Source organism: Psychrobacter sp. 219-2-C (assembly GCF_049560815.1).
Lineage (GTDB): Bacteria > Pseudomonadota > Gammaproteobacteria > Pseudomonadales > Moraxellaceae > Psychrobacter > Psychrobacter faecalis.
Genome location: NZ_CP186933.1, coordinates 432798 through 458443, shown reverse-complemented (window position 1 = coordinate 458443; position 25646 = coordinate 432798). Strand labels below are relative to the sequence as shown.

The window sequence follows — 25646 nt, the reverse complement described above, 5'->3', positions numbered from 1 at the left end:
GATGACTGATTCAATCACTGGTTTAAATGATGCTTATATTATCGATGCCATTCGCACACCTTTTGGACGCTACGGCGGCGCTCTAGCACAGATACGCGCTGACGATTTGGGAGCTATCCCTATCAAGGCGTTAATGGAACGTAATGCCAATGTCGATTGGGTACAAGTAGATGACGTTATTTACGGCTGTGCTAATCAGAGCGGTGAAGACAATCGCAACGTCGGGCGTATGTCATCGTTACTAGCTGGCTTACCTTATCAAGTGCCTGCCACTACCGTGAATCGCTTATGCGGCTCGTCAATGGATGCGTTAGCGATAGCGGCACGCGCCATCAAAGCCGGTGAAGCTGATTTGATTATCGCAGGTGGCGTTGAGAGCATGAGCCGTGCGCCATTGGTAATGGGTAAAGCAAATAAACCCTTTGATCGTAGTCAAACGCTTGAAGATACAACCATGGGCTGGCGCTTTATCAATCCAAAGCTTGACGAATTGTATGGCACGGAGACCATGCCGCAAACTGCTGAAAATGTCGCAGAACAATTCAATATCAATCGCGCTGACCAAGATGCTTTTGCCCTACGTAGTCAACAACGGACCGCAGCGGCGCAAAAGGCAGGGTTTTTCAAAGATGAGATTACTCCAGTCAGCATCCCGCAACGCAAAGGCGAGCCTATCACTGTCGATACCGATGAACACCCTCGCGCTGATACCACGCTTGAGAAGTTGACCAAACTGCGCCCTATCGTCACCTCAGATGGCACCGTGACGGCTGGCAATGCGTCAGGTATCAATGATGGCGCAGCGGCTTTTTTAGTGGCATCAGAGCAAGCGGTGAAAAAGTTCAATCTAAAACCGCGTGCACGTATTGTGGCCTCAACTACGGTAGGCGTTGAGCCACGTATTATGGGCTTTGCTCCAGCACCAGCGATAAAAAAACTACTGGTAAAAACTGGACTGTCACTTGATGAGATGGATGTCATTGAATTAAACGAAGCCTTTGCCGCTCAAGCTCTCGCTTGTACGCGTGACTTAGGGTTAGCTGATGACAGCGCGCGCGTCAACCCTAATGGTGGTGCCATTGCCCTTGGTCATCCACTCGGTGCCTCAGGCGCACGTTTAATTTTAACAGCACTCAATCAACTTGAGAAAACTGATAAGCGTTATGCTATTTGCTCGATGTGTATTGGGGTTGGACAAGGCATTGCGATGATTATTGAACGGGTTGTCAACGATTAGATAGTGCTATTCATAAATATCGCTCAAACCACCCACCATTACTACTGCAATGACATTACCATGATTAAAAAGGATAATAATGATGCCCATATTTGACAACAAAGACGTTGCCCTAAACTATGCCACTTTTGGCGATAGCAGCAATCCTGCTCTGATATTTTCTAACTCTTTGGGCACTAGCTATCATATGTGGCAGCCGCAAATCGATGCCTTACAAAACGATTACTTTATTATCTGCTACGATACCCGTGGCCATGGTAAATCTTCCGCACCAAAAGGCCCTTATCGTTTAGATCAGCTTGGACAAGACGTTATTGATTTGCTTGATTATCTAAACATCGATAAAGCGTCTTTTTGTGGCATCTCTATGGGCGGAATGACGGGTCAATGGTTAGCTATCAATTACCCTGACCGCTTCCATCACTTAATGCTTTGCAATACCGCCGCGAAGATTGGCAATGAGGATGCTTGGGTAGATCGGGCAAAATTGGTACGTGAGAAAGGATTAGAACCTATTGCATCGACAGCTGCTTCGCGTTGGTTTACAGCAAGTTTTATCGATGATTATCCAGATGTCGTTAAAGCATTATCTGATGCTCTCGCAGCTGGCAGTAGCGAGGGTTATGCTAGCTGCTGCGAGGCATTATCTGTCGCTGATACTCGCGAGCAGTTACAAGATATTCGTGTACCCGTCACAGTGGTTGCAGGTACTGAAGACCCTGTGACCACAGTTGCGGATGGTCAATACATGGTTGATCATATCCCAAATGCAACACTCACGACCATTAATGCCTCACATATCTCAAATATTGAACAGCCTGACGTGTTCAATCAATTAATCAAACAATATTTTCATGACTAATAGAGTTACGGATACCATCAGATTTTTTAGTAATAAAAAAATAGTCTAACAATTAAGAGTTTAAATCTTTCATTTGGTTTAAGAAAAGCACCTGCATATCTAAAGGATATGTAGGTGCTTTTCTCTTTTACCACATGTCACCGCCCTTTATTAAGTTACGTCAAAATCTATACTTTATAGGTATAAATTAATACTCAGATGGTTTTTGACTTGCTTGATAGAAAACAATAACTTAATAAAGACTTATAGGGATATTACCCACGGAGAAAAAAGAATGGACTCACCTACTTTAAACATCAATAGGGTTATTGATGAAGCCAAATTTGCACCTTTTCACTGGAAAGTCTTATTTTGGTGTTTATTGATTATTATCTTTGATGGCTATGATCTTATTATTTATGGTGTAGCATTGCCCCTACTCATGGAGGAATGGTCATTAACCGCAGTACAAGCAGGTTTTCTTGCCAGTGCTGCACTTTTTGGCATGATGTTTGGCGCCATGATTTTTGGAACACTCTCAGACAAGATTGGACGCAAAAAAACCATTATGATTTGCGTCGGCTTGTTCAGTAGCTTTACTTTTCTTGGTGCTTTTGCTGGTGGTCCAATACAGTTCGCCACTTTGCGCTTTATTGCAGGCCTAGGTATCGGTGGTGTTATGCCTATCTGCGTGGCTTTAACCTCCGAATATGCACCAAAACGTATTCGCAGTACTTTAGTTGCTATAATGTTTAGTGGTTATGCCATTGGAGGCATGGCATCGGCATTATTAGGCTCGTTTTTGGTGGTAGATTTTGGCTGGGAGATTATGTTTTATATCGCTGGCATTCCAATGCTACTTTTACCAATCATTTGGAAAATGTTGCCTGAATCTTTGATGTATTTGGTAAAAGAGAAGCGAGATAAAGAAGCCAAAATTATTGTTAAAAAATTGGCACCGCAAGAAACGATTACCACTTCTACCAGTTTGCTATTGGACGAGCCGACCAAAGGCGATGATGCACCCATTAAAGCCTTATTTCTGAAAAACCGTGGTTTCACTACTATCATGTTTTGGGTCGCTTTCTTTATGTGCTTACTGATGGTGTACGCCCTTGCTAGTTGGTTGCCAAAACTAATGATTCAGGCGGGTTACTCACTAGGTGCAAGCATGCTGTTCTTATTTGCACTCAATATTGGTGGCATGGTGGGAGCTATCGGCGGCGGCATACTGGCTGATAAATTTCATCTTAAACCTGTCTTAGCCATCATGTTTGCCCTAGGCGCTGCGGCGTTGATACTGCTTGGCTATAACAGCCCTCAGCTAGTACTATATACTCTGATCGCGATTGCAGGCGCTACGACTATCGGCTCACAGATACTACTCTACACCTTTGTCGCACAGTATTATCCGACGAGTGTACGGACAACAGCTATGGGCTGGGCATCAGGTATTGGTCGTATTGGTGCTATCGTAGGTCCTATCTTAACTGGCGCGTTACTTACACTAGAGCTAAGCCACCAGACGAACTTTTTGTTTATCGCGATACCAGGATTAATTGCAGCCACTGCTATTTTCCTTGTGAATTTAAGCGCAGCAGTGGATGGCAAAACAAGCAAGGTACAACCAGTAACTTTAGATACGCCTATAGCAACCTAAATCTGACTAAACTCTATTTTTATTTAAGCATTTTTATATTACACCTATATAGCTTTTAGCGTACTCACGATGTGGGTGCGTCTTTTTGACAATTTGAATAAAAGCTTAGCTCTTTATCTTTAAACCTTATGTGAGAGATATTATGTACAATTACTTTTTAAAATTATTCTTTTAAGGCGTAATGAACGATTTTTACGCCAGACTGTGACAGTACTGCACAAAATTTGCTACCATAACCTTTTTAAACACTATAATTTTGGATCTAGGCAATTTCACTTAGGTACTTAGGTAATACAGACATGGCCAAAAACGCCCTACAAGAACAACTCTTAAAAGCTGGATTGGTGGATAGCAAAAAAGCCAAAAAAATCAGCAAACAGTCACAGCATGCCAAGCGCACAGGTGACGCATCAAATCTTGAAGCCAAAAAAGCCTTGGCAGACGCTCAAGCCAAAAAAATAGAAAAAGACCAAAAGCTCAATCAAGAAAAACAGCAGCTTTTAGAAGAAAAAACGCTAAGAGCCAACGTTATCCAAATGATTAGGCAACATCAAATCACAGAAACACAGGGTGACATCACTTATCAGTTTGTTGATAATGGCAAAATTAAAAAGATTTATATCTCCCAAAAGCTCTATGATCAAATCGTAGCGGGTCATGTGGTGATTGCGCGCTTAGAAGACGATTATGCGCTGCTGCCTCGTCCACTAGCTGATCGTATCAACGCCAAGCTCGAAGGTTTCATTGTGGTGTCGAATGACAAGTCAGAGGTCGAGCTGGCAGAAGATGACCCTTATGCCGCTTATGTTATTCCAGATGATTTGATGTGGTAATCTACAATTTTATGGCTACGCATTAACCAAAATCCCCTATATAGAATATCTATAACAGGGGATTTTTATTAGCGAGATAGAAAAATGCTCTAAGCGCAGAAAAGCATGATGATTAAAATGACAATGATTAAAATGATAAAGCGCTAAAATCAGCAATTACGACGGTAGCAAAACGTGCTTACTCTTCTGATAAGCAGACAAACCATCAGCACCCAATTCGCGACCAATGCCACTTTGCTTAAACCCGCCCCAGCCTGCTTCGGGCAATACGATTTGCTGCTCGTTAACCCAAATATGACCAGCTTGAATTTGTAGCGCCATCTCTAACGCTGCACTTTCATTGGCGCTCACAATAGTCGCTGCCAAGGCATACTTACTATCATTGGCAAGTTCAACCGCCCACGCATCGTCTGCAAAGGTGGTACTGACCAATACCGGCCCAAATACTTCTTCTGTCCATAACCGACTACTCACTGGTACCTCTGTATAAATGGTCGGCGTGACAAAATACCCTTGACGCTCTAGTATCTTGCCACCTGTTAGGCAATTAAGATTTTCATCAACCGCGATATCGATATACTTTTTGACTTGAGCAAGTTGTTGCGCGCTAACCAATGGACCCATTTGCGTATCGACAGCAAAACCATCGCCTATTTTTAAACCTTCTGTTTTTGTTTTCAGTGTTTCAAATAACAATTGGGCAATGTCTTGATGGACGAGCAATCTTGAGGTCGCAGAACATATTTGACCGGCGTTGGTAAAGATACCGCCGATGATTAAATCACAAGCATAATCAATATTGGCATCTGCGCGCACTACGATAGCGGACTTACCTCCCAGCTCTAGACTGATATCCTTGATACCTGTTGCTGCTTGGCGCATTACTTTTTCACCGACGATATTACTGCCGGTAAAAGACACTTTATCAATCAGCGGGTGGCTGGTCATTGCTGCGCCTACTTCTGCTGCGCCTGGTAGAATGTTAACCACCCCTTTTGGCAGCTTAATAGTAGACAATATATTGCCCAGCATCAACTCTGGTAATAGTGTCACCTCTGATGGTTTGAGAATAACGGTACACCCTGCCGCCAGCGCTGGCGCTAGTTTCCAGGCGGTGGTCACCATCGGAAAGTTCCAAGGCACGATAAGGGCGCAAATACCAACGGGCGCATAGGTTTTTAATAAGCGTATGCTTGACTCGTTTGTCTCGACCTTAGACCAAGTCGTCTGCTCGGTGATAAGATTGGCATAATAGCGATAACAAGCAATGGCGTCGCTCACGTCTATTTTCGCCTCTGCAATCGGCTTACCATTATTCAATACCGACAACGCAACCAGCTTCTCAAACTGCTGCGCCATCGTATCTGCAATCGCCTGTAGATAACGCGCGCGCTCATTGACGCTGGTTTGCGACCAAGTTGCATAAGCGCGTGATGCGGCATAAGCGGCGCTGTCTACCTGTGCGCTACGACACAAGCGAGTTTTTGCAATGACTTCGCCGGAGTTTGGATCATATAAAGCATGCTCATCTACTGATTCAGAGGCTGCAATCGTGACCCAATCACCCTCTATGTAGGCGGCATTTAACCTAACTTCATTTTTCATGCTTTGCTGAGCGGCGGCTCTCGTTAAGGATAAAGAATTTGTTATTTCCATGATGACTAGTTGCCTTATATTGTTTAATAAAGTTGTCTTTACGCTAACTGTTCGCTGCTTTTTTAACGTTAAAATGAGGCGTTGCAATCACGGCTAATACAATAGATGCGCCACCGACGTAATGACCACCAAGCTAATCAGCGTCCGCAAGATAAAAATCATAAACAGCTCTAAGACGTTCAGCTTGATGTTTGATTTTAATATCAGCGCGCCTACCTCAGACATATAGATAATCTGGGTAATAGAAGCCGCACCAACGATAAAGCGCGTCATTTCACTCTCGATACTTTTACCAACCAAGGCTGGCAAGTACATATCGGCAAAGCCCATAATCATCGCAGGCGCCGCCTCTGCTGCCTCTGGAATTTGCAATAATTCAAGTAATGGCACGAGCGGCGCAGAGAGCCAATTAAATACCGGCGTGTATTCTGCCAAACCAAGACCAATGACGCCAATAGCAAAAATAACCGGAATTAAGCCAAAATAAATATCAAATAAGTTCTTTAGGCTATGCTTAAACACTTTCCCTAAGCTTGGCATAGAATGCGCGCGCGTGACGGCACGATTGATCGCCCATTGGTAAGTAGAATACTCAGTAGGAATTTCTTCATCGAGCATACTTTTGCCAGAATGATAAGTGTCAGGTTTTAATGACAGCGGCGGTATACGCGGCATAATAATCGCAGCGATAAAACCAGTTGCAGCAATGGTCAGATAAAAGAAAACAAAGTTGTTATCGACGCCGATGGTTTTGGCAACGACATAAGTAAAGGCGATGGAGGTCACCGAAAAAGTCGTCGCGATAATTGCCGCTTCACGCTGACTGTAGTAGCTTTTATCATACTCTTGCATGGTCACCAGCAGACCAATAGAGGCGGCGCCAAACCAAGAGGACATCGCATCGACCGCAGAGCGACCCGGTAACCTAAATAACTTAACGAACACCTTGCTAGATAAAGTACCTAAAAACTCCATCAAACCGAAATCTGTGAGAAACGGTAAAGATAAAATGGCAAAAAAGAACAAAGGAATCAAAATAGGAATCAGATCTTCAAAAATCACGCCGCCGGTATTACGATTGATAATAAACTCAGGTCCGACTTGTAAATAAATCATCCACGCAAACAGCACGCCCAAAAAGCGGGCAGCAAGCCAAAACCAGTCCACATCAAAAAGCTTTGCCCACATAGAGCCTTCATGCAGATTGGGTCTTAATACCTTAACTGCCAGCGCCCCGATAAAGGAAGCCGTTACAATTGCCAATACCGCGTAAACCACATAACTGCCCAGCACTGCTTGCAAGGTATCGGTTAATACGCCCAATAAAATGGTGACTTTGCCATCCCACTGAAAGGGAATAATAAACAGCGCAATACCCAGTGCTGAAAATAGCAAAAACTTCCACATTGAAGCTCGCCAATGTAGGCCTTCTGGCGTGCCTGAAACGATGGTATTGTTGCCTAAGATTGGCTGCTGGGATTTATCGATATAGTTCGTCATTCAATCCTCCTTGATAGGCGACGAGCGCCAATTTTTTTTGGCTGCCCAATCTATCCATAGACTGAGCGCATTGCGCAAATAGTTAGATAACGTTTTATAAGTTATTTTTAGTAGCAATTATGCTTTAGCTAAAGCAGGTAAAACCTTTACCCATTTCAAGAAGAAATTTATCGGCTTCATCGACTTCATAAATAATAGGTTGTTTGCCTTTGATATCCTTTTGCAAGGCATCTAATAGCTGCTGCTTATCTGTAATTCGACGATAACCGGCGCTAAATCCTGCGGCTAACCGCTCAAAGTTCGGGGTTTTTATATTGACTCCAATCAAAGGCAAGCCACCCTCTTGCATATAGCGGCGAATCTCACCATAACCTTGGTTGTTCCATAACAGCACAATTAATGGCAGCTCAAGCTCGGCAGCGCAGATTAGCTCGGCAATAGTAAACTGAATGCCGCCATCACCAATCAGGCTGATAACGGGCGCTTTTGAGCCAATCATGGCACCAATCGCGGCGGGCAAACCATAACCCAGGGTGCCAAAGCCCGTCGATGAGTTAAACCATCGACGCGTAGTTAACGCCTCAAAGCCAAGATTGCCGCTATAAACAGGCTGGGTTGAATCGCCAACGAAGATAACGTCTTCCACCTCATCTCGAATCAGCTGTAGCAGCGCGTTTTGACCAGCAAAATCTGGCGTCATTTCTTCTATCAACGCTTGCTTTACCTTTGCTACTCGCGGTGCTGCTTGATGATGCAGCGGTTGATTTGCCAAGCACGTACATAGACCACTAATGGCCATTTGCGCATCCGACAATAGCGCAATATCCGCTCTAAACGGACGCTGTAATTGCTGAGCGTCACAGTCGATACGAATCAACGTGCCATTGATTTTGAATTCACCGTTAAAGAAGACGTCGTAATCAGTCTCACCAAGCTCCGTACCTATCGCCAATACTAAGTCGGCCTCGCTAATGACGGCGCGACCAGCGGCCAATGATTGATTGCTACCCAAACTCAGCGGATGCGCAGGCGGCAGTAAACCTTTGGCATTGATGGTCAAAAATGTCGGCGCATCGATAAGTTCTGACAGTTTTTGTGCGTCATGATTAACATCCACGCAGCCACCACCATAAAGTAAGACTGGATTTTTTGCCGTTTTTAAGGTTTCAACAATCAAATCTAATTGTGCAGGGTGAGGAAGTGGTTTGTTTGCTTGTGGTTGCACCAAAATATTATTAGCAGATTGGCTGTTGAGAGAAGTATCTAGCTTATTTAGCTTATTTAGTTTAGGCGGCTTGGCGACATGACTGGCATCGGCGGTAATCACATCAATGGGCAGCTGGATATGCACCGGCCCTGGACGCGCGTCATTAAATAATGCAAAAGCTTCGGCGATAACTTTGGGTAGTGACTCAGGTTGCCAAATGGTTTTACTCATAAGCGCAACCTTACTGATCATACCTTGCTGATCGTGCAGCTCATGTAAGTGCCCTTCACCGCTGCCGGTATGCTGCACTTTATTGACACTAGATATCACCAGCATCGGTATAGAATCTGCCAATGCTTGCGCCATCGCCGTCATGATATTGGTCATGCCGGGACCAGTGATGATAAAACAAACCCCCACTTTGCCAGACGCGCGGTAATAACCATCGGCCATAAAGCCAGCACCTTGCTCGTGACGTGGCGTCACGTGGCGAATATTGGTATTCGGCAGGCCACGATATAGCTCGACCGTATGCACGCCCGGAATACCAAATACCGTCTCCACCCCGTAATATTCTAACCATTGGACAAGTAGCTCACCGCAAGTCAAAGATGAGGCAGTTGGCGCGGAATTTGGCAATGAAGAAGGCGTTTGCAGAGAGTGCGTCATGAGTTAATCATCCTAAAAAATTCAATAGCAATTAAATAAGTCGTTCAGTATCAAATCCAAGCTAAACCCAAACTGCCCTTTAATTCCTTATAAAAGGCAGTTTAAGTGTAGAAATTGTGCTTAATAAATGGCTTTAACCTTATCGTCATAGCGCACACCCGGTAGGATACATAGCATCTCAAATAGCAGGTTCGCAGCTAGTACCGAGGTGTTACCAAACGGGTCATACGGCGGTGACACTTCTACTAAATCGCCACCAACTACGTCAAGTCCGCGCATACCGCGAATGATTTCGATACCTTGCGTTGACGTTAGGCCGCCAATTTCAGCGGTGCCCGTACCGGGTGCAAACGCCGGATCGATGCCATCGATATCGAAACTTAAATAGACAGGGCCGTCGCCTAATTTTTCGCGCACTTCTGCCATTAATGGTGTCAGTGATTTGTACCAGCATTCTTCAGCAGGCACGACGCGAAAGCCTTGCTCGGTTGACCAATCAAACTCCTCGGCGCTATAACCCGTGCCACGCAGACCAATCTGAACGACGCGATTGCCATCGATAAGGTTCTCTTCGACAGCTCGGCGGAATGGGGTGCCATGGGCAATTTTTTCGCCAAACATCTCATCATTGATATCGGCATGGGCATCGATATGTACCATCCCAACAGGGCCATGTTTTTTGGCGAGCGCGCGCAAAATAGGCAAGGCAATCGTATGATCACCGCCTAACGTTAAAGGAATAGCGCCATGGCTAAGGATTTTATCGGTATAGAATTTCTCAATAATATCGACACTTTTTAGCAGGTTGAAAGTATTGATAGGCACATCGCCAATGTCAGCGACTTGTAAAGATTCAAAAGGCGCGGCACGAGTGGCGACATTATAAGGGCGAATCATGCGTGATTCATCGCGAATCTGTCTCGGACCCAATCTTGCACCGCTACGGTTTGAGGCACCAATATCTAAAGGCACCCCAACGAATGCTACATCTAGCCCTTCAGCATCGGCTTGGGTTGGTAGGCGCATCATAGAAGCGAAGCCGCCAAATCTTGGCATGTCGTTGCCACTTAGTGGTTGGTTAAATTTCATCACTTACATCCTTGTATCGATTGGTCAAAACAGACAATTTGTCTATATTACTTTTTATCTATATTACTTTTTGTCTATGCCGTTTTTTCTATAGCTCTGACAATACCTAAATATCAGAGGCGAGACCATGGTAAAATTCAGAAGTAAGCTTCTGGTTTTTCGTAGTAACTTTGATTTATTCGTTATTTGTAGAAGTTTTATAAAAAATTTGGTTAAGACAGATTAAGGTAATAGAGACGAGGACATGACTTTCAATGCTAGATGAATTGATAAAAATTGATATCAAGACCTTGCGCAGCTTTATGGCCATCGTAGAATGCCAAGGCGTGACCGCCGCGCAGTCACGCTTAAATGTCACGCCGTCTGTCATTAGCGGTCATTTAACCCATTTAGAAGATCGTTTGGGTATGACGCTTTGTCATCGCGGGCGCGCGGGTTTTAAGCTCACCGAAGACGGCGCAGCAGTTTACGAGGCGTGCTTAAGCTTTAATGAGGCAGTGGCCAGCTTTCAACATCAACTACACTATATTCGGCAGCTAGATTCAGTACGCGGCGGTCATATTCGATTATGTCTTATCGATCAGATGCCAACGATTTTTTATGATGTCTTGCGTCAGTGCTTAGCTGCGAGCTATCGCGACAATCCACTTATTCACTTTTCTATCGATGTGCAAAGCCCTGAGAGTATGCTTGATAAGTTACTTAGCAATGAAAGTGACATTGGCGTGGGATATTTTGGCAGCTTCCCGCCCCTACTAACCTTCCAGCCAGCATTTATCGAAAAGCAAGTCGTCTGCTGCGGCCGTGAGCATCAGTTATTTGATAAGTCAGCTGGTTTAACCTTTGAGGATTTGGAACAAAATTATCCATGGATAAAACGAGGCTATATTACCGATTTGAGCATCAATCATGTCCGCCCAAAAACGTTAAGCGCCACCACTTACCATATGGAGGCGACTGCACAGTTAATTTTGGCGGGTCATCATGTCGGCTACTTGCCCAATGATTTGGCCAAGCGCTATGAAGAAAAAGGAATGATGAAAATACTGTTACCCAATGAGGCAAGCTACGAGGTCAAGCATCATTGGGCCTATCGAGAAAACCTGCATAAGCATGTCGCTGATTTTTTGCAGCAAATGACTGGGCTTTTATAGAGTGATAAGCATTTAATGGATAATAATAAAGGATAACGATAAACAGTCATGGCAAAAAATAACGATAAACAGCTACCCTGCTTTTGGTAGCTCTTCACGTTTTAAACCAATCGTTCTAAGCTTGCCTTTATCATCGACTTCTTTGATGACCAGTGACCATTCATCATTAATCGCCACCGTATCGCCCGATACCGGCGCCATATCTAGGTTACCTTTGACGTATTCAGCAACCGTTTGCTGCCACATATTTTTTTCGTTATCTTCTGGTTTGGACTTAAGCTTATCGACCAAAGATTCAGAGGTCATGACACCAGTAAAAAATGGCAAGTCGCCCAGCTTAACACTCGGTGATAGGAGCCAATCGCCATAAAAGTCATCGATAGCTTTGCGGTCTAAGGTGGTGTCATTAAAAATCCGCGCAATTTGGCTGGCATGATTGCCGCGCATCGCATACCACACGCTATCACCAAATTTCAGCTTAGTGTCTTCGTCGACAATGACAATCTGCTGCCCGCGTACCAAGGCAAACACACTAATTTCATCAGGATTAACGTGGTTAGAAATGCTTTTTGGATGACGTCCAATCGCAAACGCCCCAGACTTTACTTGAAACTGATATAAAGTAATACTTGCCTTGTCCGATACCCAAACCTCATGCTTCTCTTCGGGGTCTTTGTTATTGGGAATGCGTACTTTAAATAAATCCGCCATAAAGGGAATGGTTGTGCCTTGCAAAATCAAGGATAAAACTACTACGCCAAAGGCAATATCAAACAGCATAAAGGCGCCGTCAATACCCGCCATTACGGGCAAAATAGCAAGGGTAATCGGTACGGCACCGCGCAAGCCAACCCAAGAAATAAAACCGATTTCTCGGTCTTTAAACTTAAAGGGTTTTACGCTGCTGTAAACGGCGATAGGACGAGCAATTAAAATCATAAAGGCGGCAATCGCAACCGAATAATACCAAACGTTAATGACGTTTGATGGCGTCACCAATAGACCCAGCACCACAAATAAGACGGCTTGCGATAGCCACGCAAAGCTGTCCATCACGCGCATGACATGCTCGGTTGAGCGCACTTTATGGTTGCCTATCAGCACGCCAGCCAGATAAACCGCCAAAAACCCACTACCACCGATTAAATTGGTCGCCGCAAACACTGCCAAGCCCGCCGACAATATCAAAATGGCATACATGCCTTCTGCCAAATGTATCTTCGGTAATAGCCTTGCCAATAAATAACCAAATAATAAACCCATACCGAGGCCGAAGCTCAGCTGCTGTAATAGCAAGCCTATAAAACCCAGTACCGTTTGTCCCTCAGGGTCGACATTTAGCGCAATCAATCCGGTGACCAATAAAATGGCTAGTGGATCGTTGGCACCAGATTCAAGCTCCAACGTCGCTTGTACGCGGTCGTTAAGTTTAACCCCGCCATTACGCAGCAATGAAAATACCGCTGCCGCATCGGTCGAACCGACAATAGCTGCCATCAATAGCCCAAAGCGCCAATCGACATCGAGTAGCCACGTGACAAAGACGCCCAGTATCATGACCGTTGCCAGCACTCCCCACGTGGCAAGAGTAATAGCAGGTCTTAGCCCCACTCGAAAAGATTTAAAGGAGGTGCGCAGTCCACCATCTAACAAAATACAAGCCAGCGCCGCCTGCCCGACAAAGTTAGCAAGACCATATTGAGAGAACTCAATACCCAAGATACCTTCTTCACCGGCGAGCATGCCCACGACTAAAAACAACAATAATAGCGGCACGCCCAAACGCGCCGACAAGGTACTTGCCATGATACTGGCAAAAATTAAAACTGCTCCTACGAAATACAGGATATTTAAGGTATCCATCTTTTTTAAGCCCTATTTTTAATCATTATTATGTAAGTGTGTCCTTTAGCTTTTCTAGCGTACTTGTTGCAAAAGCTTCAAATTGAAATGCTCTAAATTAAACAGTCTTATTGTAGTTTTCTTAACTGTCTAACTTTAAAAACCCAATCTATAAAAGCCTACTCTATTGTATAACATAGAATCCTAACGGTAGTTTGTGTTAAGCGTCGTACGCATGCAATTCCTATAGAAAATATTCACTATTGGCTCTTTATTTGTTCAATCATAAAGGCTTTTAGCGTCGCTATAAACCTTAGTCTAAGAATATTAGAAAGCAAATTAATAACCTGCCTTTTCATCATCAAAAAAGCCCTACTTAGCATAATGCCAAATAGGACTTTTCTGTTTTATAAGTGCTCAGTGTTTTTATAAATGCTTAATCATTATTAATGGTAAATGATAAATACTCATGCAAATTATAAAATTATATTACTTAGGCTATTTTGGTTTAAGGGCAGCACTGATATCAGCCAATAAAGGCGGGATATCGTGTTTATCTGTCATCACTTCTAACATTACCAGTTTATCTTTGGTGGCCGCTGCTTTTTCGAGCGCTGCTTTTAGTTCGCCAGCGGTTTCTGCTTTAAGGATTAAGCTATTTTCTTCCGTCGCGCCAAAGGCTTTTGGCATCATTTGCCAGTCGCACTTAGGAATGTCATTATAGCGCTGATTTTCACCATGAATCGCTCGCTCAACGGTATAGCCATCGTTATTAATCAGGATAATAACCGGATTGATGCGCTCTTTAATCATTACCGCGATTTCTTGAATGGTTAATAAAGCCGAGCCGTCACCAATCAATAAGATACTACGCTTATGCGGTGAGGCAATAGCGCCACCCAAACTCGCTGGCAAGGTATAGCCGATTGAGCCCCACATTGGTTGCCCATAAGACGTCACCCCTTCTGGCAGCCGCACATCACTGATACCAAAATACGCCGTGCCTTGGTCAGAAAATACGAGGTTTTTATCATCAAGCGCATCGGAGATGATATGCCACAAGTCATCTTGGCGAATCGGCTCGTCATCCTTGCCGTTTTGCTCATGCGGCTGCATCTCTTTGCAAAACTGCTTCGGTACGATATTAACGCCTGAGGTCATGACTTCATGCAGGGTTTGCAGCGCATCTTTGAGCGCAATCGGTGCAAAGTTTTGACCGCTGATAGATGCCCGCTCATAATGCAAATCAACCACAACTTTTTCATCAATATTTTGGCTAAAACCTGCGGTGGTTGTGTCGGTATATTGCACGCCGATTTTAATTAAGCATTCGCAATTTTCTACCGCATCTTTAACCACAGGACGCGATGCCACGCCTGCATAAGTACCTGCCCAACGCTCACTGTTTTCATCAAGCAAGGTTTTGCCCCATGATAACGTCGTATAAGGAATGTCGGTATCAGCAATTAAAGCCTTTAGCTGGTTTTGCAACCCCAAACGATGCACCATCAAATCTGCCATCAGTGTGGTGGTTTTATTAGGTAAAAACTCTATCAATGCTTGCTTAAAGTCTGCCAACGCGGCTTGGCTGGTGATATCTTCTTGGCTATCATCAAGCTTGGTCGTTGGCGGATAAATCGGCATCTTCGCCACATCTGGTGATAACAACAAATAACCGGGACGATGCTTTTTCAGAATAACTCGAATCACACGATCAATCTCAGAGGCAGCGTTATCAGGCGTGATTTGCGCGCGTGCCACGGTGACAGGTTCCACCATTTTAATAAAATGATTAAACACCCCATCACCTAAAGTATGGTGAATCCGGCGTTTCGAATCTTGCAGGGCGGTACTTGGCGCACCGACCACGTGCAGCACGGGTGCGTACTCGGCAAAAGAGCCCGCGGTAGCATTAATCGTCGACAGCTCACCCACGCCAAAAGTCGTCACCATAGCAGCAAAACCACGCTCACGGGCGTAGCCATCAGCAGCATAACCAGCATTTAGCTCATTGGTATTGCCGACCCAGCGCAATTTATCAGACGCAATAATATTATCTAAAAATGTTAAATTAAAATCACCGGGCACGCCAAATATTTCAGTCGCACCCGCTTCAGCGATACGATCGAATAAATAATCCGCGATGGTATATTGTTGACTCATTTTTTATCCTTAATGCTTAAAATTATAAATATTGATGACTATCAATAAGAATGACATTTTTCATAAAATGTACACCAGCTTATTTCTTCCATACAAAGCTTTTGGAATACATATTATAATAAACTGTTATAACATAAAATTATGGCTAGATGACATGCCTGTTTTGCTAACTTTTACTTTTTTTCGTGATAGGTGTTGACAGATAAATAAAAATGCGTATAATACGCCATCATCAACTGACGATAGTTAATTGATAATTAGCGGGAATAGCTCAGTGGTAGAGCATAACCTTGCCAAGGTTGGGGTCGAGAGTTCGAATCTCTTTTCCCGCTCCAAATACTTAAAAAGCCTCACTTAACAGTGAGGCTTTTTTTTGTCCGATTTTTAAGAGCTGTAGCGTTTTTCAGCATGAGCTATTCAGTCTAATTGCTAAGTTTATCTAACATATTAAAAGCTCAAAAATCAGCACCGTGACCAAAACGTGACCATTTCGTGCCCATGCTATAAATACTGATTCTATAACTGACCCCAACTTATTATTCTTATCTTTATAAAAAACCATCCTAAGAAAATATTTCTTAGCATGGTTTTTATTTTTTCACTGCTTTTGCAAATTAAGCTCATTGCGTGACCAAAACGTGACCAAATCATGAAAAAGGAATTATTAATAATAACCCCAACCTTAATTTCACACCTTGAAACGCCTTATATATATCGCTCTGCCACTTATTTCTCTGCGCATATTTTTCAATTTTGTAGATCCTCAAGACTCTTCATTATCTTTATTATTTGGCTTATAAATAAATAAGTCACCCACCTGCACATCTAAAAACTCACATAACTGGTCGATGGTATTGAAGTCAATTCTTGATGACTCTTCATTGTATAACTTATGAAGGGTTGATTTACTCATACCTGTTGCTCTTACAACATCTGCTACACGCAACTTTTTCTCTGCCAGAATCACAGGGAGTTTAGACACAATCATAATTAATACCTCTTTTCGGGTAAAAATGCTTTACATTGAGGTAAAAAGGTAATATAGTACACAAATCGGTTACTAACTACCTCTAAGCGGGTAAATTACAGCTGATACTTCAAAGGTGCATTTTTACAGGCTGATAAAATAATTTCTATTCTATCACTTAATGCGATGACTTAATAACTGAAAAGAGGTAAACACTATGAGCAATACTTATTTAACAACTGATGAGTTAGCCGAACGTATCAAGTACGACGCACGTACTATCCGCAATCAAATGAAAGACACCGTTTTGATTGAAAACATCCATTACATTCGTCCTTTCGGCGGTCGCAAGATTTTGTACGTATGGGAGCGTATCGAAGAGGATATGTGTAAGCCAGTTATGAGCGCCATCAACGGTATGGCACTTCAGTAATAAAAGGAGAATTACTATGGCTACTATGCGAGGACGGTTTGGCAAGCTGGTCGTTGACTTCCGCTACTTAGGTAAGCGCTGTCGAGAGAAAACCAGTTTAGAAGACAATCCAGCTAATCGTAAAAAATTAGCGCAAGTCTTGAAAAAAATGGAAGCTGAAATCACCTTAGGTATCTTTGACTACGCGTCTTACTTCCCAAAGAGTGAACGAGCGCAGGAAATGAATGCACTGGCTGATAGAGCGGAAGCTTGTATCAGTCGCAACCCCACCTTTAGGCAGTTTTCAGATATTTGGTATGAGGAGAAGAAGATTGAATGGCGGCCGAGCTATCGGCAAAAGACGCAGATTATTTTGAACAAGTACTTGTTGCCTGAGTTTGGTGGTAAAGCAGTGCATGCCATAAAAAAACCAGACTTGCTGACCTTCCGTAGCTCTCTCGCCAAAGTTCGTTACGGTAAAGATGGTCAGTCAAGTCTGTCAGTAGCACGAATCAATCAGATCATGATACTTCTTCGTATGATACTAGAAGAAGCATCAGATCGCCATGAGTTTGAGATGCCTTATAAAAATATTAAAAATCTCAAACAAGCTCGTCCGGATGTGAATCCTTTTACATTGAGTGAGGTATGGCTGATTTTAAAGCATGTACGCGCTGACTATAAGCCCTACTACACCATTCGCTTTTTTACAGGGATGCGTACCAGTGAGATTGATGGGCTTAAGTGGGAGTGCATTAACTTTGATCGTCGTGAGATCAGTATCAGAGGTGCATTAGTGAATGGTGAGATGGGTCCGACTAAGACGTTAGGTTCACAACGTGATATTGCAATGTCGCAGTTGGTCTATGACGCACTACAAGAGCAAAAGACTCGCACCTTTGGCAAGTCAGAGTTCGTATTCTGTAACTCACAAGGTAATCCGATGGAGTACCGTAATGTGAACCGGCGGGTATGGAAACCTACGCTTGCCCTACTCGGTCTCAAACATAGGCGGGCTTATCAGACTCGGCATACCGCAGCGACGCTTTGGCTCGCTGCTGGTGAGAACCCTGAGTGGATTGCTCGGCAGATGGGTCACAGCAGTACGGAGATGCTGTTTCGGGTGTATAGCCGTTATGTGCCTGATATCACCCGTCAAGATGGCTCAGCGATGGATAACTTGCTACTAGCGAGTAAGGATAAGTTAACAGGTGCATCAAATAGCTCTGACACTGAAGAAACAGCTACGAGCGCACAAACTGACAAGGAGACGTCACAATGAAAATTATCAATTATGAAGAGCTGTTTGGTGAGTTTAAACGGGATGGCGCGATCAGTGAAGATGCGAACCTTATTGCTAATGCATTGATGCGTGAGTTGTATATTTCATCGGGTCATAACCTCGCACGCTTCTTAGGAGTAAAGCGCTGCTTTACTAACGATATGGCGATGCGTGTGTGGGTACAGAAGCGCTTGGATGCGAATCTTGACTATGTGATTGAGGATATGCGTTGTCAGCTTCAGAGCGAGCTTTATGAGCTATTACCGCACTCCGACTATGTCGGCTACTAAGGAGAATGTGATGAGTGTAAAGCTTCAGCCGAATATGACGCAGAACGCACGAGATCTAAGAATCTGTGAGGATTACTGGTCATATGATAATAAAGGTGATTATATCGCACATGTAGAAGCGGTCTGTGAAAAGTATAAAATAAGCCCACAAGTACTATTCAAAACAATCGGTGAATGTTTTGCTTATTTAGATGATGTGCTTTGTGAGTACTGCGGCTATGTTTGTCCCTTACAAATACCAGCAGACATTCCATATATGCGCTCAAAAGAAAGTTGGTGCTGTGAGGTATGTGAGCATGCTGTATGGCGGGAGCATAATCATAGATAAGTCGTTCACAATATTAAAGCCAGACAGCTTAGGTTGTCTGGCTTTTTCGTGCGCGGCATTTCTCTTAAACACTGTCCAATTTAATTATGCCACTACAGTTAACAATTTGATTGTCGCTAAAGCGTGTCTTTTTCATAGAATTCTCCTGCTGATATATTTTAGCAGTTAATCTCTATTTCTAAGTGTTCTTATTTATTGGGGGGATTACCGTCTGATAATAAATGTAGGATCTTCTCTTTCATTAATTTTCTTTTGTGAAAAATCAATTGTGAAAGAAGTATCACTAACACCAACTATGTTAGTAGCGATGCAACCTGAAAGTACAGCTAAGGCCATAATACTAGTTACTATTGATAGTATATATTGCACAATTTACTCCTTAATTTTTTAGTATTTTGAGCTATGTTGAATAAACCGTACAACTAAACTTGGTAAACTAAGCGTATTAACCGGAGTTTACCATGACCAAGAAAGTAAGAACCTACAGTGACGAATTTATAGCCGAAGCTGTTAAAAAGATAGCAGACAACAACGGCAATATTTCAGCGACCGCAAAGCAGCTTGGCATTGCCATGCAAACCTTATCGAACTGGAACAACAAAGCTAATCAAGGCAAACTTGTAGGAACAGCTCAATACGATCCTGATCTTATAAGTGCTCTTCAAGAGATAAAGCAGCTCAAGCGACAACTTAAAGTTGCCGAAGAGGAGCGCGAAATACTAAATAAGGAGGGATAAAGCGAAGCACTGCTTCGCCCCGACGCAAGGGGAGAGCTATGCTCGAATGAGGCCACGGCGTACTTCGCGAATGAGGAACGTTAAGAAACAGTCTGGGAGACTGTTTTAGTGACGCAAGGCGAAGGGCTATGTCCGCAGTGACAGCTAGTCAAGTACGCCTTTATCAAAGACAACCAGAAAATCTTTAGCATTAGTAGGATGTGCCGCGTACTACAGGTTAAACCCTCAAGCTACTATGACTGGCTAGGTCGTCATATCAGCTGTCAGCAGGTACATCGTAATCAGTGCGAGTTACTGGTTAAAGCCGCTCACAATGAAATGAAAGAACGTTATGGCGTAGATCGACTGCATGCTCATCTAAGCGAGCAAGGCCACAACATTAGCCTGTATATGGTAAGAAGCATCAAAGAGCAACACGGCATTAAATGTCGTAGTCATAAGCGCTTTAAAGTCACCACCGACTCCAATCACAACAAGCTGGTCTATCCAAACGTACTGGATCAGAAGTTTGATGCTAAGCGCCCTAACGAGTCGTGGGTCAGCGACATCACCTATATCTGGACGAATGAGGGTTGGCTGTACTTAGCAGGGGTCAAAGACTTATACACCAAAGAGCTTGTCGGTTACGCTATTAACAAGCGTATGACCGCTGATCTAGTATGCAAAGCATTGAACATGGCCATCAGGAATAAACGTCCAAGCAAAGGGCTAATTGTTCACTCTGACAGAGGCAGCCAGTATTGCAGCCATGCCTACCACAAGATCGTTAAGCAGCATCAGTTTACAGGTTCAATGAGCGCTAAAGGTAATTGCTTCGACAATGCTCCAATAGAAAGCTTCTGGGGCACTTTAAAGAACGAGCTGGTATATCATCAGGATTATAAGACTAGATTTGCAGCGATCAACGATATTATTGGCTATATTGAGCTGTACTACAACCAAACGAGGATTCAAAAGGGCTTGAGCTATAAATCGCCAAGACAGGTGTGGTTTGACTATTATCGTCAGGCTGCGTAACTAAAATCTCCCAAGTTTAAGTCTACGGGATTGACGGCAGGGGTCAAACTGTCCATTACTTGAGCACACCAAAACGTTAACGTGGCTGACAGGAAAGCCCGCGGTATGGGCGGCTTGTGAATTCCATAGTATGCGCGCGCTACGCCAGTTTTTTAAAGTCGAGCGTCCGATAGAAAAAACGCATTTATACATCTCAAGCTATTGGAAAGTCGACAATACCGAAGATCAGCACAAAATTGAGAAACGCAACGATGCAGAAAGCGCTGCCTAATAGGCGACGTTCTTTAGTGGCAGTGACCATATTCGTAATAACATTAGCAATCCCTTAAGCAATATGATGACATCATATACTCAGTCATATCGCTTAAGGGGTTTTTGGTTTGATAGGTATGTTTTATTTCTAAAACCACCATTTGTAATGGCTTATATCGATAGCAACGTGTGGCATTATTTGCTAACCTCATCTATAGCATCAAGGTATTGGCCGCACGCTATCATCTATAAAAGGTATCGTCATCTAATGATAATATTTCGTGAAAAATGGCTTTGGGCATTGTGCCTTGCGATATTGGTACACGTGGGTTTTTTCTTTATTTTTTATATGAATGTTAATAAAGAAGATTCGACACAAGTGAGCAATAACCGTGTCGATACGGCCAATCCTTCCGAGAAGCCTGACATTCTAGATGACTTGCCGCCTACTATTGCCAAAACCTATACTGCATCTGCACCTGATAAAAAATCGAATACCGACAGCTCCAAAGATACGATAGAAATACAATCAACGACTCAGCAGAAAGCCATCACATCTACACAGACAGACGACATGAGCGCTGCTAAAACACTGACAGAAGACGCTGTATTAACGTCTACTAAGTCAGCCTCCACGCTTAAAGCGCGGGCCGAAAAAATCAAGCCGCCAAGTCCCGATACAGATGAGATGTCTGCGTCTATACCATCGGACAATATCGAGGCGCTAGAGAGTATCAAGACCCGTGCTGGTTTGTTGTCTATCGACGTGCCGACCCAGCAGCCCACTATCAAAATAGACAAAGACTATCTCTCGGCAAAATCTGAAGTAGAAGACATCAATAGCCAATTGAGCGCCGCCATTAATGAAGTTAAAAACCGCAATCAGCAAAAAATAGATGAGACGCAGCGGTTAAGAAATGGTGCTGATACCAGTGAAAATCAAAGCGCCAATCAGGTATTTGAACAAGAGCGTCAAGATGACTCACTCTAGAGATGATTACAACATTGCCTTTATAGTAAAACCCCAGTTATTATTGGGGTTTTATCATTTGCGCGCTAAAGGTTTATCAACCCTTTACTATCGTTCCCCCATGCCTTCTGATAAGGTTTTAGTAATAGGTTTGGTGAGATAAGACAATACCGTACGCTCCATCGCTTTGATATCGACAGAAGCTGTCATACCCGGCTTGATAACAATCTCATCTTCCCGACCTTCAAACTCAGCACCAGTAATAACAACCAATACCCGATAGTAAGGCTCTTCACCTTTAGGCGTTTTCTCTATCAAAGTATCTGGGCTGATGTAACTTACCGTGCCATTCATAGCCCCAAAGATTGAATAATCATAGGCATCGAGCTTGACGGTCGCGCTTTGTCCTTCTTGTACATAAGCAATATCGGCAGGACTGACCTTTGCATCAATCACAAGATCACTGCTGGTCGGCAAGATCTGCATGATGGTTTCGCCTGGTTTTACCACACCGCCAATGGTTGTCACGTTAATATTATTGATTTTACCCTCTGTCGGTGACAGCAGACGCTTTTCTTCTAATACTTGTAGACTGTCTCGCAGAACCTCAATCTCGGTATCTAGCTCTTCTTGTGCTTTGGTCATCTCAGCTTGCGCTTCTTCAAAATACTTATTGCGCTTGTTATTGATTTGCGCTTCGATGTCAGCGACTTGACGGCTCAGCTTTATAATATCTGCCTGACTGACATCACCGTACTTCAATAACGGCTCATTCATCTTAAGCTCTTGTCTTGCCAGCACGAGCATTTTTTCAAGTGAAGAAACCTCTTCGTTGATGGCTTGACGGCGACGATTATAGAGCGCGGTTTGGTTCTGTACATATTCTGGATAGTTTTTAACTTCTTTCGGAAAGACCAAAGGCGTTTCAAAAATCTCTGCGTTTAGACGTGACAGTTTGGCTTTTAACGCCGCTGTTTTAGAAGCAGAGTTATCCACTGCCGCTTTGGCACGCTCTTCTTCTAAAACCACAAGCAGCTGTCCTGCTTTTACTTCCTGACCTTCCACAACAGCCAACTCTGTCAATATCCCTCCTTCTGACGCTTGAATCTCTTGCGTGCGCGCGCTAGCAATCACCGTCGCTTTGGCACGCGTGACTTGATCAATCTTAGCAAAGGACGCCCATACGAGTAGCGTTATCATACCAACTAAAGCAATCCAAATATTCAGTCTTGAACGACCAACCTTAAGTTTTGTGGGCGTATATTTATAGTCTGCCATCTCTACTTACCTTGAGCGTGTATTGAAGTTTTGGTGGGGATAGGTTTGATAGTAGTGGTTTGGCTCTCTGCTTGACTCGCTTGTGCTTTTGTACGCTCATTTTTCCTCAATCCATCAAGCACGACTTGTTTTGGACCATCCATAATAATACGTTGATTGTCCATGATAATCAGACGATCAACCAATTCTAATAGCGCTGTTTTGTGGGTCGATACAATGAATGTCTGGCCTTCTACCAATGCTTGCTTCAGTACCTGCAAGCAGCGCTGCTCTTGTCTGTTGTCCATGGAAGCTGTCGGTTCATCGAGTAAAAACACATTGGGCTTGGTCAAAAGCAGGCGCGTGAATGCAACGAGCTGTTTTTGTCCGCCTGATAAGCCGCGACCACCTTCACTGATCGGCAAATCCAAACCACTTGAATGACTGGAGACCAGATTTATCAGCCCTGTCTTCATCAAGGCGTCTTGCAGTACATCGTCATCAGGTGCCGCCATTCCTATTAATAAATTCTCTCTTAGTGTGCCTTGGAACAGTCGATGGTCTTGCTGCAAATACCCCAAACACTCACTCAGGGTTTCGCGGCTGATCTGATGAATATCCAACCCATCTAACAATACCTGTCCTTTGGTAGGTGCGTATAAGCCAGCCAATACTTTTAGCAAAGTAGATTTTCCTGAGCCTATGGGGCCAAGAATGGCAATACGCTCACCAGGGCGAATGGTCAGATTTTTAATGCTAATAGCCGCCCTATCATTGTCTTTATAATTGAACACCAGATTGTCACATTGATAAAAACCACTAATGCGACTGGGTGACAAAGGATAGGCGACGCCATGATTGTCTTGCTCAAGCTCAAACAAGGCTTCGATATTGAGCTTGGCGGCTTTCGCATGCGAATACTGAACCAACAGATTGGGCAACGTCATCACTGGCGCCAGTACTCGCCCACCCAATATCGAGCAAGCAATCAGTCCACCCATGGTCATATCGCCTTGTATCACCACAAACGAGCCGACGATCACGATCCCTACATAGCTGACTTGTTGCAGCATTTGGGTAAAATACGTGAGATTGTCATTGGTGTGCTTCATATCCAGATCGTTTTTGATCGTCACATTCATCACATCAAGCCAGCGTGACAAAAATTTCCAATTGCCCGCCCCTGCTTTTATCGTCTCAACCCCTTCGACCGCTTCTACCAACAAGCCCGTCTTATAATAAGAGGCCGTCGCGCCTTCAGCCGCAATCGCATCAATACGTTTACGCGCAGACAAGCCCATGACTATCGCAATCACAGCCGCAATCACAGGAACGACAGCCACCAAAGGTGAGCCAATAAAAGCCACTAAGCTGACAAAAATAATGGTCATCGGCAGATCGACCAATCCAAATAAAGTACTGGCGGTGAAAAAACTGCGTACTTGCTCATAGCCACGTAGCTGCGCTGCCATAGAGCCCACCGACCCTGGCATCTGATCGATACGTACTTTGAGTAAGCGCTGAAACACTTCGCGAGACAAATACTGATCGAGTCCCACAACCACTTTATCCATAATTCTCGACCGTGAGAATTTCATAAAGGCTTCAAACAGAATAATAAGAAACACACCACTGGCTAAGATAATAAGCGTATATTCACTACGCGTCGGAATCACTCGATCATAAACTTGCATAGAGAATAGCGACACCGCCAATGCCAATACATTAATTAAAAATGTCGCAATAACCGCTTCAATCAAGATACCTTTATAATTACCCAAATCTGACTTAAGCAAATCAGAAAAAGACACTTTGCGCTGTTTGACAGGGTCATCTTTTAAACGGATTTTTAAGATTAATGACAGCTCATCAGCACGTGTGTGAACATGGCGTTTCTCTTGACGAAAATTCCAATTTTTTTGCGGCGTCTGACTATCGAGAATTCCCCACCCTAAGTCAGGATGATAGGCCAATAATGGCAAAAAAGCGGCATCCGGCTGCTCTAATATTTCTGGCGTATCGGTAATACCAATGCCTTCCAAGATTGCAATAATACCGCCCACTTCACGAATACTTTGGTTATTTTTGGGGTGATCGCTGTGCTGTTTGACGACATCATTCAGACGTATATTATCGACTGGATATCCTTGTTGACTCAGTAAATGCTTGATGGCATCGACTAAGCTTGAGGTCAGATCATTCTGATCAGGCGTGTTTTGCTCATCATGATGAACAAAAGCGGCTTTCGTCGGTTTCAAGTTTGAACTCATATTCATCACTTAT

The 25646-nt window shown here is 43.7% G+C and carries 19 protein-coding genes, 1 tRNA gene and 3 pseudogenes; 14 read left to right on the top strand and 9 right to left on the bottom strand.

Annotation, left to right across the window (positions count from 1 at the left end; all coding sequences use genetic code 11):
* The first annotated feature begins 1 nt into the window (after position 1).
* The 4 genes from pcaF to ACPEGP_RS01865 all read left to right on the top strand — a co-directional run bounded on the left by pcaF (position 2) and on the right by ACPEGP_RS01865 (position 4571).
* Positions 2-1237 carry a 3-oxoadipyl-CoA thiolase gene (gene pcaF / locus ACPEGP_RS01880; protein ID WP_201589658.1) on the top strand — a complete coding sequence of 412 codons (1236 nt, stop codon included), beginning with the start codon at positions 2-4 and terminating at the stop codon, positions 1235-1237.
* An 82-nt stretch (positions 1238-1319) separates the two neighbouring features.
* Positions 1320-2099, top strand: coding sequence for a 3-oxoadipate enol-lactonase (gene pcaD / locus ACPEGP_RS01875; RefSeq protein ID WP_191691254.1), 780 nt, complete (start codon positions 1320-1322; stop codon positions 2097-2099).
* A 274-nt stretch (positions 2100-2373) separates the two neighbouring features.
* A complete protein-coding gene (locus ACPEGP_RS01870) occupies positions 2374-3738 on the top strand; it encodes an MFS transporter (RefSeq protein WP_102076542.1) in 1365 nt (454 codons plus the stop codon).
* 299 nt (positions 3739-4037) lie between these two features.
* Entirely contained in the window at positions 4038-4571 is a 534-nt protein-coding gene (locus tag ACPEGP_RS01865) for a DUF2058 domain-containing protein (RefSeq protein ID WP_102076920.1), read from the top strand.
* Positions 4572-4727: 156 nt separating this feature from the next.
* On the opposite strand, the gene ACPEGP_RS01860 is transcribed toward ACPEGP_RS01865, so the two are convergent.
* The 4 genes from ACPEGP_RS01860 to speB form a co-directional block, all read right to left on the bottom strand.
* A complete protein-coding gene (locus ACPEGP_RS01860) occupies positions 4728-6227 on the bottom strand; it encodes an aldehyde dehydrogenase family protein (protein WP_423813765.1) in 1500 nt (499 codons plus the stop codon).
* Positions 6228-6320: 93 nt separating this feature from the next.
* Positions 6321-7727, bottom strand: a complete 1407-nt coding sequence (locus ACPEGP_RS01855) for a YjiH family protein (RefSeq protein ID WP_423813764.1) — start codon at positions 7725-7727, stop codon at positions 6321-6323.
* A gap of 124 nt (positions 7728-7851) precedes the next feature.
* Positions 7852-9603 (bottom strand): 5-guanidino-2-oxopentanoate decarboxylase, encoded by a 1752-nt coding sequence (locus tag ACPEGP_RS01850; RefSeq protein ID WP_423813763.1) that lies wholly within the window; start codon positions 9601-9603, stop codon positions 7852-7854.
* A 120-nt stretch (positions 9604-9723) separates the two neighbouring features.
* On the bottom strand, positions 9724-10692 hold the full coding sequence (gene speB / locus ACPEGP_RS01845; protein ID WP_296192769.1) for an agmatinase: 969 nt from the start codon (positions 10690-10692) through the stop codon (positions 9724-9726).
* A gap of 254 nt (positions 10693-10946) precedes the next feature.
* Here speB and ACPEGP_RS01840 point away from each other — a divergent pair, with 254 nt between their 5' ends.
* Positions 10947-11846 (top strand): LysR family transcriptional regulator, encoded by a 900-nt coding sequence (locus ACPEGP_RS01840; RefSeq protein WP_423813762.1) that lies wholly within the window; start codon positions 10947-10949, stop codon positions 11844-11846.
* A gap of 72 nt (positions 11847-11918) precedes the next feature.
* Here ACPEGP_RS01840 and ACPEGP_RS01835 read toward each other — a convergent pair whose 3' ends face one another.
* The gene (locus tag ACPEGP_RS01835; RefSeq protein WP_200661726.1) at positions 11919-13709 is read right to left on the bottom strand and encodes a potassium/proton antiporter; all 1791 of its coding nucleotides are present in this window, start codon (positions 13707-13709) and stop codon (positions 11919-11921) included.
* A gap of 477 nt (positions 13710-14186) precedes the next feature.
* Positions 14187-15851: an alpha-keto acid decarboxylase family protein gene (locus tag ACPEGP_RS01830; protein WP_423813761.1), complete on the bottom strand. Its 1665-nt coding sequence runs from the start codon at positions 15849-15851 to the stop codon at positions 14187-14189.
* 260 nt (positions 15852-16111) lie between these two features.
* On the opposite strand from ACPEGP_RS01830, the gene ACPEGP_RS01825 reads away from it, so the two are divergent.
* Positions 16112-16186, top strand: a tRNA-Gly gene (locus ACPEGP_RS01825).
* A 428-nt stretch (positions 16187-16614) separates the two neighbouring features.
* Here the strand turns inward: ACPEGP_RS01825 and ACPEGP_RS01820 are convergent.
* Positions 16615-16839 (bottom strand): helix-turn-helix domain-containing protein, encoded by a 225-nt coding sequence (locus ACPEGP_RS01820; protein WP_105245245.1) that lies wholly within the window; start codon positions 16837-16839, stop codon positions 16615-16617.
* 196 nt (positions 16840-17035) lie between these two features.
* Between ACPEGP_RS01820 and ACPEGP_RS01815 the strand changes: the two genes are divergently transcribed.
* From ACPEGP_RS01815 to ACPEGP_RS01780, 8 genes and pseudogenes are all read left to right on the top strand, one after another.
* On the top strand, positions 17036-17251 hold the full coding sequence (locus tag ACPEGP_RS01815) for a hypothetical protein (protein ID WP_011513303.1): 216 nt from the start codon (positions 17036-17038) through the stop codon (positions 17249-17251).
* A 16-nt stretch (positions 17252-17267) separates the two neighbouring features.
* Entirely contained in the window at positions 17268-18512 is a 1245-nt protein-coding gene (locus ACPEGP_RS01810; RefSeq protein ID WP_423813760.1) for a tyrosine-type recombinase/integrase, read from the top strand.
* Positions 18509-18802, top strand: coding sequence for a hypothetical protein (locus ACPEGP_RS01805; RefSeq protein WP_423813759.1), 294 nt, complete (start codon positions 18509-18511; stop codon positions 18800-18802). Before ACPEGP_RS01810 ends, ACPEGP_RS01805 begins: the two co-directional genes overlap by 4 nt.
* A 10-nt stretch (positions 18803-18812) precedes the next feature.
* Positions 18813-19130 (top strand): hypothetical protein, encoded by a 318-nt coding sequence (locus tag ACPEGP_RS01800; RefSeq protein WP_423813758.1) that lies wholly within the window; start codon positions 18813-18815, stop codon positions 19128-19130.
* Between the two features lie 461 nt (positions 19131-19591).
* Positions 19592-19858 (top strand): annotated as a pseudogene (locus tag ACPEGP_RS01795) (transposase); the annotation flags it as partial.
* Positions 19859-20005: 147 nt separating this feature from the next.
* Positions 20006-20884, top strand: a pseudogene (locus ACPEGP_RS01790) (IS3 family transposase); the annotation flags it as partial.
* A gap of 64 nt (positions 20885-20948) precedes the next feature.
* Positions 20949-21155 (top strand): annotated as a pseudogene (locus ACPEGP_RS01785) (SIP domain-containing protein); the annotation flags it as partial.
* Positions 21156-21404: 249 nt separating this feature from the next.
* The gene (locus ACPEGP_RS01780; protein WP_423813757.1) at positions 21405-22127 is read left to right on the top strand and encodes a hypothetical protein; all 723 of its coding nucleotides are present in this window, start codon (positions 21405-21407) and stop codon (positions 22125-22127) included.
* Between the two features lie 87 nt (positions 22128-22214).
* On the opposite strand, the gene ACPEGP_RS01775 is transcribed toward ACPEGP_RS01780, so the two are convergent.
* Positions 22215-23384, bottom strand: a complete 1170-nt coding sequence (locus ACPEGP_RS01775) for an HlyD family efflux transporter periplasmic adaptor subunit (RefSeq protein WP_062844805.1) — start codon at positions 23382-23384, stop codon at positions 22215-22217.
* A gap of 2 nt (positions 23385-23386) precedes the next feature.
* Entirely contained in the window at positions 23387-25633 is a 2247-nt protein-coding gene (locus ACPEGP_RS01770; protein WP_423813756.1) for a type I secretion system permease/ATPase, read from the bottom strand.
* Positions 25634-25646 lie beyond the last annotated feature (13 nt).